This window comes from Bacteroidota bacterium (assembly GCA_016720935.1).
Classification (GTDB): domain Bacteria; phylum Bacteroidota; class Bacteroidia; order AKYH767-A; family 2013-40CM-41-45; genus JADKJP01.
This window is the reverse complement of sequence record JADKJP010000002.1, coordinates 148883-161734: the sequence shown is the minus strand read 5'-3', so window position 1 is coordinate 161734 and position 12852 is coordinate 148883. Positions and strand designations below refer to the sequence as shown.

The window sequence follows — 12852 nt, the reverse complement described above, 5'->3', positions numbered from 1 at the left end:
CCTACCTTTTCGTTGGTCACAGAAAGAAGATTGGAAAATTTCTATGTTCCCGATGCCCATCATGCCAATCTGACAAATCGCTCAGGGCGCGACTAAACAATTTTTTCTGCAATATTCAATTTACAAAGGTGATTGCTTTTCAATACACTTGAGTTACACAATTCTCGAAAAAACATACATCATTCACACATTTGAATGAAAGATTATTTAAGCAATCTGTCTGAATTGAATGAAATCGAAATAAATCGAACATTCTTCTAACAAATTCCAGGTAGCTTATTTCACTGTGGGATTTTTTATCAAAAAACGTCTCTGAAAAGGATGTCCTTTAAGAAGAAAATCATGTCCTCTTTTTATCTCAAAATAGAATGCAATCTCGCGGGAAAATGTTCCAGACGAACAAATTTTCTAAAAGTTTAGTTTTAATTCATGAAGAAAAAAAAACGGCCACCCATTCAGATGACCGTTTAGAATAATAAAAAACTTTTTTACTCTATCGCGAATCTTATGCGTTGCACTTCCGCGCCATCTTTCGCAAGAGTTATGAAGTACATTCCATTGCGCAAACCATTCAGATCGAGATCTCGGATGTTTTCTCCTTCAACTGAATCTATATCCTCAAGATATACACAATGTCCAAGTACGTCAGTAATCTGCAAACGAACCTTGTCTTTTTGACTCTGCGTAAAGACAACACGAATGTGATCTCTTGCAGGATTCGGATAAGCTACAAGTGAATTAGTGGATGTCACATCACTTTCCAATGTTCTGCAGGCCAGATTCACAGCAACAGCTTTCTGAGCGGGTTGTCCTGCACCACAAGCATTGAGACCATTCACTTTGATTGTTGCTGTAGTGCTTGTGGCAGAATTGAAATTCACCGAGAGTGTTGTGCCGGAAGATGAATAAGATGCTCCACCGGTTACAGACCATGTATAAGAAGAGGCACCGGGTACTGTAGCTATCGAATAACTCTGAATCGAGGCCTTACAAACCGGCGAAGGACCGCTGATCACTCCGGCTACAGGAGGCCTTGCTGTCACAGAGTAACAACGTGCCGTTCCGGTTCCGCAGGAATTGATTGCCGAGACACAAATATTTCCTGTACCCGTAAATGCGTTTGTGAAATTAACCGTGATAGATGTTCCATTCATGGCAGTCGTCGGGACCACACCATCCGGAACAGTCCATATATAACCAGTTGAACCGGCCACCGCGGCAATTGAATATGTAACTCCGCTCATTCCGCAAAGGTTACTTGCCGGACCTGAAATACTTCCCGGTTGAGCAGGTGTAGATTGTATCGTGAATGATTTTGTAAATGAACCACAGCTATTAGAAGTAGTAATTGTCAAAATTCCACTTGTCCAGTTGGGAAGGAAATTCACTGTACAGGAAGTTCCATTTGAATTCACGATGCTTGCATTACCGGTAATTGACCAGGAATAAGTCGAGGTGCCATTCACTGAACCCATTGAATATACTACTCCGTTTGTACCAGGACAAACAAAGCCAGGACCACTTAGAGCATTGGAATGAGATGGTATACCCGTGATCGAAGCGGAGCGTGCGGAACCATTGCCAACGCAATTTTGTCCGTACACCGATATCGTTCCCTGACCAAAACTTGAAGGGAATGAAACCTGGATGCTCGTTGTTCCTTGTCCGCTAACAATGCTGACTCCGGTTCCGGTTACGGACCAGACATAATTGGTCGCATTCGCAACAGGAGAAATGGAATATGTATATGTACCCGGTCCACATGCAGGGAATGCACCACTAATTGTGCTGGGCAGTCCCGGTTTAACATTGATAACCGGTACATTAATACAGGATGCATTCCCGTTACCACAAGGATTGATCGGTGTGACACAAATAAATCCACCGTTGTAAGTAGGGCCAAAATTCAGTGTGATACTGTTAGAAGTTGAAGCGCCGCTCACTCCTGCTGGCAATGACCAGAAATAGGATGACGCACCGTTTACGGGCGCAAGGTTGTACACGACTCCAGAACTATTACGACAAACCCCTGGTGATCCTGAAATTGGACCTGCATTGGCCGGAGCCGCGCCAACGGTCGTGATTGCAACAGATGACGTTCCGGTACATCCATTCGCGTCAGTAATCATAACTGAATAAAATCCCGGTGACAAATTCGTAATAGATGAAGTCGTTTGTCCGCCCGGATTCCATTGATATTGATAGGGTGTGTGACCACCCACAACAGCAACAGATGCCGCTCCATTGTTAAACCCACAGGTGGCTGAAGTGAAGCTCATGTTTCCTTCGACTTTTGACGGCTCTGTAATTGTGGCGAAAGCAGTATCCCTGCATCCGTTCGCATCTGTCACGTAGAAAGTGAATGTTCCGGTACCCAAGCCGCTGGTCTGTGCGCCACTGTAAATGTATGGTTGAGTTCCTCCTGTTGAAGTCAGGGCAACACTACCGTAATCCCCGTAGCAAGGCGGTTGAATTGTCGTCGACTGCAGCTGCAGAACTTCCGACATTGTCAGTTGGCCATTTTCATACATAAGGATATAATTGGAATCTGCCGGGAAATGGAAAGAAGACGGAACCAGTGTGTAAACGCCGCTGTGCATAACAGAGTTTACTACTTGCCCCAAAGAATCCAGAATAGTATACGACGGTCCGGATGACGCATTCACACCTGTTGAATCAGCATTTTTATATCCACTGATTGTTGAAGTATATTGAGCAATTCCAACACATGACTGAATTTTGTTGTTTGCTTTTACATGAAGTGGTGCCGGCAGGATGGTCAGGTTTCCGATAGCATAACTGATCTCAAAGTTATCCGAGAAGAAAGCGCCGGGAACAACCATCCATGTACCAACTGTTGTACCGGTGATGAGGTTGACGGATTTTAATTCTGTTGTTGTATCTGTTGAGTTAACATCGTCCTCATCCAAAACTACCGCGATATTATCACTGTTATCCGTATTCACAGGAATGCTGTCAACCGTAGTGTTACCGTTCGTGATGACGCGTGGATTTGTTATTACACGCGGATTGGTGATCACGCGTGGGTTGGCCATGGCGCGTGAATGTATGCCTGCACCAGGACTTTCGAGTACGATCTGCGAGCTGTCGTCATCATAATGGAAAACTGATTCTGTTGCCAGGTCAATGATGAGTGTAGTATCCATTACCGTCAGACTGTTGGTAATGACCCTCGGGTTTGTGATCACACGTGGGTTGCTGACTGCTCTGCCGGTGGCGACCATCGCACGGTTAGCAAAATCAGCATTAGTAATGACACGTGGATTCGTAATGACACGCGGATTCACAAGTACCAATGCATTCGATAATGTAAGTTGGTGAGTTTGACGGATGGAATCCAGGAAACTCTCCCGTGCAGCGTTATTTATTTTCGAATCATCATACTCATAGTTGAAATGAAAGTCGCCGATTTTATCTCCGTATACTATACTTGTATCACGTGGCGAAATCACAATCGGCATTTTCCGGACGGTGATGTGGCCTGGCAGGAAGTTGTAGTCATACGTTGCGTTCAGCAATGAATCAATCGGGTCATTCTGATTTAATGCATCGACGGAGGCCGCAACCTGATAGATGCCGGCATTACATTCCGGTGTGGCGAGGGTCTGGTAGTGTATGGATGTCAGACCTACTGCGGAATCTGTCAGATTGAAATCAGACAAAGGATGACCGTTCAACAAAATCGTTGAGCTGAAAGAAGGTAATACTTCTCCATACTTTTTAACGCTGTTATCCACCTGCACCGTAATGATCGGTTTGGCGATGATGTTGAAGTAGACTCCATTGGAATAGCCACCATCCACGCCGTTTGTTGTCAGCGGTGGGTTGTACACTTGTAAAATCGGATTGCCGATAAACATCGGAATCTCCGCGGAAAGGTGATTGCCATCAAGGAAGACCGTAGGCACCGCTTGTCCGTTAAAATAGACAACAGAACCGGAGAAGAAGTAGGATCCGTTAACTGTGGCAGTGAAAGGTTGATTGCCCGGTACAACTCCAGCGTTAGCAGGCAGAGCGGAAATCAGACTTGGTTTCGGACGTGCAAATGATTGAATGGCTTCTGTTGCATTGATCAAACCATAACCTGAAGAGAAATCAAATCCCGGTGATCCCATATCGATAGCCGTATGCTGCAGCAAATAGCGCAGAGAATCTGGAGACATACGATCACCATAGAATTTTCTCTTCGCTGAAAGAATTAAAGCCGCTGTACCGGCTGCATGTGGAGCAGCACAGGATGTTCCATAGAAATTATAAAGTCCGTCCAGTTCGAGATCTTTTGAAAAGAAATTTACAGAAGTATTGACTCCGTCGGGCGCGGTGAAATCCGGTTTGTTTCTCACAAGACCATAAGCGGATGAACCTCCTACCGAAGAAAAAGGTTCAATCAAAGGAGGACTGATTCCGAAGGCCGGTGTTTGCGTATAGCGTGCTGCCCCAACCGACATTGCTCCTTCGGCATTTGCTTGTCCGATGACGGTGGATCCCCCACTCTGATATTCCTGGATCGTCATGTCCCCGCGGAAAACAACATATTTGAATTTCATCGGAGTCACTGGATCTGCGGACCATGTACGTACAATCATCAGATTCGCGATTACATCTGACTTGACAACGAATGGAAGTACTTCTATCGGATCTCCCCAATTATTCTTCCGGTTCAAACCGAACAATTTTGTTCCGGTCGCATCGGTAAGATAAATATCAAAGTCACTGCGGGCACCCGGCAACTGATGCAGTGAATAAATAGAATCATCCCATTGCAAGACGAGCATATACGTTCCTTTCTTGAGTGAAATCTGTTGGAGATAATCACCTCCTCCGAAATTGTGTGCGCTTCCTGTAAGTCCAAATGGAGCAGGCATCGGATTAAATATTCCTTCGAAAGCTGCGTTGCCAAAGTTTCCTGCCGAAGTGAAGTACGCGACTCCCTGATCTTTTACAAAATTTACTGCCTTGGAAACTACTCCATCCTGGAAGAATGGTTCGGTGATATAGGTTACATCATCGACAATGATATCGCAAGTATCTTGCTGCAAGGAAATAATTCCTTCCGCAAAATCACCCGCACTTACAAAGCCTGTCCGGAAAGCAAGCGAAGCTTTCGGTGCGACATCATGTACAATTTGTAACATCGCGCGTCCTTCATCGAGACCTTTGCCTAGTGGATAATCCTGGAGCAATTCGACCGGGCGTTCATTAACAGGGTTTCCCGGTCCGGGCAAATCTTTGTGACTAATATCAAGAGAGGCAGGATTTCCGGAAAGTGTATTGTAGCTGTCTGACATCACACCAACTTTAATTCCCGAGCCATCCAATCCAAAGAGTGTTCTTGCCGAATCTGATTTCATGGCTTTATCTCCTTGTGAAGCAATAAATCCTGCTGCACCAATTGGTGAATAATTCGGACGAACGAAGTTGATCAGTGCAGGAAGCGAATCCAGTTTGGGCAGATGCGCTATCGGGAAATATCCGGTGATGATTAGTGTGGAATCTCCATTATCAATCAAACCTGTCATTCCATATACAGGAGTCTGGAGCAGAGAGAGTACTGAATAGTACTGCCCGACATTGGTGATGACATCAATGAAGACCGTTCCTTCAATTGAATCCAACTGGAATACGTTGTTCTTCACCGGTGGTCCGATAGAATCCGGATTGGCGACAAGCTGAGTCAGCTCTGGTCCCAGGGCAGTATTGACCTTACCCGAATCAGGCGCATTGTAATAAGGTAAGATGCAATTGGTCGCATATACAAGTGTTGATGCCGAAGCAGAACAACCATTTGCATCTGTGACAGTATAGGAATAAGTCCCAGGTGCAAGATTCAACGTATCATCACCTGCGTAAGAATACGGTGCCGTACCACCTGTGGGCGCCAGTGACACCTGACCTGTTATCGATGCTTCAAGACAGATAATTGTTGTATCACCAATTCCGGATAAAACAAGTTGTGCCGGTTGATGTATTGAAATCGAATCCGTCGCAAAGCATCCAACTCCATCTGTAACTGTATAGAATAAGAGTGAGTCTATAGCAGCTTGTCCGCTGTATGAAAAAGCACCTTCTCCGGTATATGGAGGTGTACCGCTTGTACCGGTAACGGTAACGCTATATGCATTTCCATAACAGGAGATCGCTGTAGGAATCAGGCTCATCGTCACTGCTGGATTGACAACAATCGTTGTCTGCGTACAACCCGGATTTGATGCACAGCCACCTTCACCACGAACAAAATAATCCGTTGTAGATCCCGGCAATACATTTAATGTTGAACCGCTTCCTGCAGAAGTTCCTCCGCAAGAACTGGTGTACCACTGCCATGTTGTTGCATCATTGAGCAAAGCTGATCCAACTGACAGGGTTGCGGATGTTCCCTGACAAACAGCAGCGTTCGACAAAACCGGTAGATTCGCTTCTACACAAACGCCAAGACGTACCATCCAGAAATCCTGTGCACCCTGGTTTCCGCTTACATCACCATCACTGGATGCAGAATAACCCGCCGCAATGTAATTTTCATCTGCAGTTTGCGCGATTGAAGTTGCATAATCATCCCCTGAACCACCAAGACATTTCTGCCATTGAACAACAAGCTGATCGTCCAATTTGAATACCCAAAAATCAAGTGCGCCATGATTGCCGTTAATGTATCCATCGTTCGAAGTGGTAGAACCGCACACTAAAAAGCCACCATCTGCAGTACTAATCATCGAACCCAAAGCGTCAAGATCCGTTCCACCATACGAATGTTCCGATTCCAAATTGCCATTAGCATCCGTTTTCACCAGCCATATATCACCGTTGGTATTAGCATGTGGTGTATGTACATCTCCGTCATTAGAATCAGAATAGCCACCAATAAGGTAACCACCATCCGGAGTTGCAATCAGGGACGCCGCTTCTTCATATCCCAATCCGCCATAACTTTTTTGCCATAACAAATTGCCGTTGATATCAGTTTTCAAAAGCCAGTAATCGTAATAACCGTTATTCACGGTCACTTGTCCATCAGTTGAACGTGCCGATCCAATAATGACATAGCCTCCGGGAACTTCAAGAGCGCTGCTTCCAAAATCAAGCTGCGATCCTCCATACGTATGTTCCCAAAGCAGATTTCCGGAGCTGTCGAGTTTGAGCAACCACACATCTCCTCCACCATGTTGTACCGACACGTCTCCATCGTTTGATTCTGTGAACGCACAGATAAGGTATCCAAGGTCAGCAGTTTGTTTGATGTAATTACCCCCTTCACCGGCACTTCCACCCAGGCATTTTTGCCATTGAATAGTTCCGGAATTATCCAGTTTCACTACCCACAAGTCGAGTGTGACTCCGGAAGGATCATGGTTTCCGCTCACATCACCGTCGTTCGAATGTGTCCAGCCGGTGAGGATATATCCGCCATCAGCGGTTTGCTGAATGGTTCTTCCCATATCATCCTTTGACCCGCCCAGTGCTTTTTGCCACTGTAAATTTCCAAGACTGTCTGTTTTTACTACCCAGAAATCCAATCCACCATGAGCACCAGTAACTGTACCGTTGTTACTTGCGGTATATCCGATCATCACATATCCCTGATCCGCTGTCAACAAAGTTTGTTGTTGTTGCACCGGTTCATCATCACCTGTTCCGCCAAACGCTTTTTTCCAGCGTGTATCCGGTGCTGCAGCAAGCGGCGCGACCGCGTCAATGCCATCACAATCTTCATCGATTCCATTATTCGAAATTTCCAATGCTCCCGGATGAACATTCGTGTTTGCATCATTGCAATCCGTGTTATCGCTTACATAACCCATCGGAGCATTGCCGCAATTCTGTATGCTTATAGCAGGGTTTCCGTATCCATCTCCATCTGCATCCGCATAATAGGTGTTATCCGGACTAATATTCGGATCGTTATCATTGCAATCAAGACCATAATAGGCATAGCCCGGAGGAGGACTAGAAGCACAAATCGCCAGTGAGTCATTGGGATTCCCCCAGCCGTCACCATCAAAGTCAACAAAATAAAATACCGGTTGATGTATCAATGAATCTGCATCGTTGCAATCTGTACCATCGAAGATATACGATGGTGGCAGAGGTTGTCCGTTTGCAAAAATTCTATTCGTGGCATCACCATATCCGTCAAGATCTGCATCCGGATAGAAGAAGATACTATCAGTGGCAACGGGAAAGGAGAAATAATTTGAAATCGGGTCGGATCCTCCAAAAGCACCTGCATCATTTCGTGTAGCATCAGCGTCATTGTATGAAGGATTCGGATCTCCACCGTCAATAACTTCCGATCCGAATGATGGTCTGCCATTCAGTTCTGCAACTGAATAAGCGCTTGGATTATTGGATGGATCCAGAGAACCAACGAATGGTCCACTGAATGCTGCATTTAAGCTGTTGACGATGTGCACATAGTTATATGTGAATTCTCCCGGAAATCCGTTGCAGAACATCACAGCATAAAGCGGATGGTTTACATTTACAAAGTTGTTTTTGATCACCCAGTATTGAGGATCCTGCACCACAAGAGTTTGAAAGACTGCATCACCGATACTTTTAATGGTATTGTTCTGGAACAAGCTGAGTGAACCTCCATACGTATTATATTGGTTCATAAACGCGCTTGGTCCGTCGCCATTCCCCGCTATTCTGTCATTCAGTAAAAAATAATTGTTGGTAATAATGAGCGGATTCTGATCGGTCATTGACACGATCGCATCTTGTCTATCGTACTGTAGAAATTGATTTCCTTTGATCAGAATAGCTTCTCCGGTAATGCCGGAATAAATAATAATGCAGTTGAAGTTGTTATCCCCGACAACATAACACCCACTCACTGCACCTCTGGTTATTTTAATATATCCAAAAACTGTGTCTCCTGTAATCTCCACATAGGCCGTTCCTATTGCGCTATTCAAATCACCGATATTCTCGGTGCGGCAATTGGTAATGTGAATGGTATCACCGGTGGTGATGCTGTTGTCGACCATCCCCCCTGTTATCCATGCTTCATTCAAACGCCAGCCATTAAGCATTTGAATATTTCCGTTCACCTTGTATTTTGTTCCGGGTACAGCAGATAGAAACACCAGTCCGGTTTTAGTTAAACCCGGATCCTGAATGTTCTCCAAAAAAGCCGCGCCCCCGGCACGAGGATAAATAAGAATGGTATCACCAGCTGTTGCCGCATTGACCGCATCGGTAATTGTTGTGAATGCGCCGTTTAGTCCATTTTCTTCAACAACCAATATTGAGGACGGCAAGAAGCTTGATTCAAATGCTCCGATATCACGACGGATGGAAATGTTTTGACCGATCTGGTCAGGAGTCATATCAACGGGGTCGCCGGCATCAATTGCAGGACTTGTCGATTGCAAAGTCATCACCATTGTATTTCCAATGTTAGGACCATTGGCGTTTGCGAGTCCACCAACTTTAGGATCCCGTGGCAATGCCAGTGTTCCAATAATGTCCCCTGTGCCTTGCGTAAAGGAAAAATTCTGATTGATCCCAATCAGATTGTAACCTCCGGAAGTGATTGATCCACCAACGATATAACCATCCGGCCCGGATGTTGAGGCTGTGTTGCCTGCAATAATGGACGATGTAATGGAAGCTCCGTTTTCAACTTCTATTCCACCGCCACTAACAAGGGCGGCATTTCCATTGATGGTCGACGTGCGCAGGTCAAGTATCCCTGCACTGTAAATAGCAGCGCCATAGTCCGCGTTATTACTGTTGAAAGTGCTAACGGATACGTTCAGTGTTGCACTGGTGTCATTGTAAATTGCACCACCATAATTAGCATTTCCGTTTGACAATAAACAATTGTGAATTGTAAGGTCCCCTTCGTTCAGAATCAAACCGCCATTGGCAGTCGGACCGGGATTTCCTGTTGACAACATCAGGTAGCCAATCGAAACCGCAGCGCCGGGAGAAATTGTGAAGAGTCGGCTGCTAATGTTGCTAACGATCCAGAGACCGCCCACAGTAGCGGAGCCTTTCGTAATGTTTAAATCTTTATTAATTAAAATTTCTCCGCTTGTAAGAGTGAGGGTACCGGAAGCCGCCGGAGTGAATGTAATTGTACTTCCATTGGGTGCATGCGCAATTGCATAACGCAAAGAGCCCGGACCGGAATCTGCAAGGTTGGTGACAACAGAATTCAATTGTCCAATCTGAAATTCACCAAAAGATGTTAATCCTGTCGCTGACATCGCCGTAGAAGAACGGTTGTTACCGGATTGCAATGTCCAGTTTACATTGTCATATGAAGCCACTTCGAACATCGAGAAATCGGTGCTACCATCGACATCGGTATTTGACCAGTTAAAGGTGACATCCGCAGTAAAAAATGCAATGGATGTATTCGTAATTATCCAATGCCGGTTCACACTTGTCAATTCATCAATCATGGATGACTGTACCTGTGCATGGTCTCCCGGCAAAGAATGAACACGCAGGTAGCCCGGATTTGTTACGTTAGTGAACTGGACAAATACGGGAGTATAATAAGTGGGATCACCAATATGAAATGCTACGCTTGCATTTCCATAGTCGACATACTGATCCATATTTCCATCGACATAACTGTTTGTAGTCGCTCCGATAATTGTTGAACCCAATGCCATGACCACGGAACCGGTATCTGTATGTATAATTCCATTCTGAAGATCAAGATTGCTCGTAATCGTCAGTGCATTGTTCATAAACACACCGGCACTGTTATTTATTGTCAGCTGACTGATCGTACCTGACCCGTATAAATTCTGAGATGAACTTCCGTTGAAAACGCATTGGTTGAGTGAAATAGTACCAAAGTCAATAAGCTGATCACCGATAAAATTAAATGTGATGGGTCCTGTAAGTGTTCCGTTACCCGGGACGTTATATCTTCCTCCATAATTCTGTGCAGCATTATACAAACCGATGCTGCCACCGGCAATATAAAGTTCGCCCGCATTGACGAATTCCAATCCATCAGGGAAGGATGTTTCAGCTATTCCGTCTTTCAAGATCTGCGCACCCGGATCAGAATTACCAAATACACAAGAAGTGCCTGTTACAAAAAAGTCGTCGTCTGTATTAATGTTAAACTGACTAAAATTGAAAAAGCTTGTTCCTGTTCCGTTAAAATAAATATCACCGCCAGACCATTCGCAGGTAGTAAAGTTATTGATGGTTCCCCCATCAAAATTGTGATCGCCACTGCTTATCGAGAAGCTAGAGAAATTGAGAAAATCAATTTGCCCGCTGCCACCAAGGTGGGTCATTCCGCCCATATCGAAACTGGATCCGATTCCGAACTCAGCTGTTCCATTTACCGTCAGTGAATTTGTGTTCATTGTAAATGTTCCTTCGCAAATAAAATCCGTTCCGGGTCCATCGTGAATGGTCAGACTGCCTTCCGCTCCATTCATAATTGATCCCGGCTGCATGACCAACTGATCAGCGGAAACACTTTGTGATCCGAACGAAACAGTGTGCCCGTAACGAATAGTAATTGTTCCGTCCGCTTCCGAAGGTGCTTGTGATGCTGCAGCCCAGGTCGTGCCGTTAAATACCTGCCAGATGGACGCCGAGTTCCAGCTTCCGCTGGCCACTGTACGGTAATCACCACCTGCAGCCGGTAAGTATTCCCAACTTTCATTGTGTAAACCACTCAGACCATCTACACCATTGAACACATAACCCCTGGCTCCAATTCCAAATGCAGTTGCATAGCGAATTGAAATTGCCGGAAAATCAGTTATCTGGTTCCATGCAGAAACTGCAGGATCGTAAGCGTAAAAATCACTCGGATAATTGCTGCCATCTGTTCCCATACCAATATAAGCTTGTCCGTTAACCGCAAATCCAATTACACCTACACGCTGTCCGCCGGGAAAATTTGAAACCGGAGACCATGTGTCCAACCCCGGATTATAGCTGTAGCAATCTTCGAGGTAACCACCGGAATTAATTCCCGTTCCGACAAAACCAAGACTGCCCAGCGCGATACCAACAGCTTTCGAACGTTCTACGGGAATACCGGAAATGCTTGTCCATGTTCCACCCGGACCGGCATTCGGATCGAAGGACCAAAAATTGGATGTTGGTCCAACAAGGTTGTCATATCCGGTTCCAACATAACCGATGCCACTAATAGAAAACGATACTGCGTCGGAACGTGGTGACCCGCTGAAACTGGTCATTGCCGACCAGGAATTTCCGCTTTGATCGTATTCATAAAAATCATTCAGGTAACCGATGTTGTCTACACCTAGTCCCACATACCCTTTCGTTCCGATCGAAAAACCAGTTGCTCCGGTACGAGCTGTTCCCGGGAAATCCGCAACCTGCGTCCATGAATTAAGTACAGGATCAAAGGACCAGAAATCTGTTCGTGCGGAGTCTGTGTCGGCACCAAGTCCGACATACCCTTTTGCACCAATGTTAAATCCGACTGAAGAAGAACGAGCTGTTCCGGCAAAGTCGGTTTTCTGTGTCCATGTGTCGGCAGTTTGTGCGACCGTTGCTGCAGACAGGAGTACTAACAATACAAGAATTGAAGAGTAACGAGTTTTCATGTTTATGAAATAAATGTTGATTGCAGTTTGGTTGATTGATATTAGCTGAGTCTAATTCTAAATAGAATAGGTGAATTATGTACTACATGTATATGTAGAATGACAATAGAATAATCAAAGGGGGTTCGGAATAATTCTTGTCAGAACTACTTGAAACTTGAAATTTGTTATTAAATATTAATTCTCAGGCTACCCACAGGCAGACAGCTTGAAAACATTTAAATTACTGAACAGTTTAATGCAAAAACAAAAAGCAAGGGCG

The 12852-nt window shown here is 45.1% G+C and carries 1 protein-coding gene; it reads right to left on the bottom strand.

All coding sequences use genetic code 11. The annotated features are described in order from the left end of the window. Nucleotides 1–488 precede the first annotated feature (488 nt). On the bottom strand, nucleotides 489–12590 hold the full coding sequence (locus tag IPP86_00930; GenBank protein ID MBL0137075.1) for a S8 family serine peptidase: 12102 nt from the start codon (nucleotides 12588–12590) through the stop codon (nucleotides 489–491). Nucleotides 12591–12852 lie beyond the last annotated feature (262 nt).

Excerpts from the sequence above, each read along its gene's own strand:
- IPP86_00930 (MBL0137075.1), bottom strand. The coding sequence starts at position 12,590 with ATGAAAACTCGTTACTCTTCAATTCTTGTATTGTTAGTACTCCTGTCT.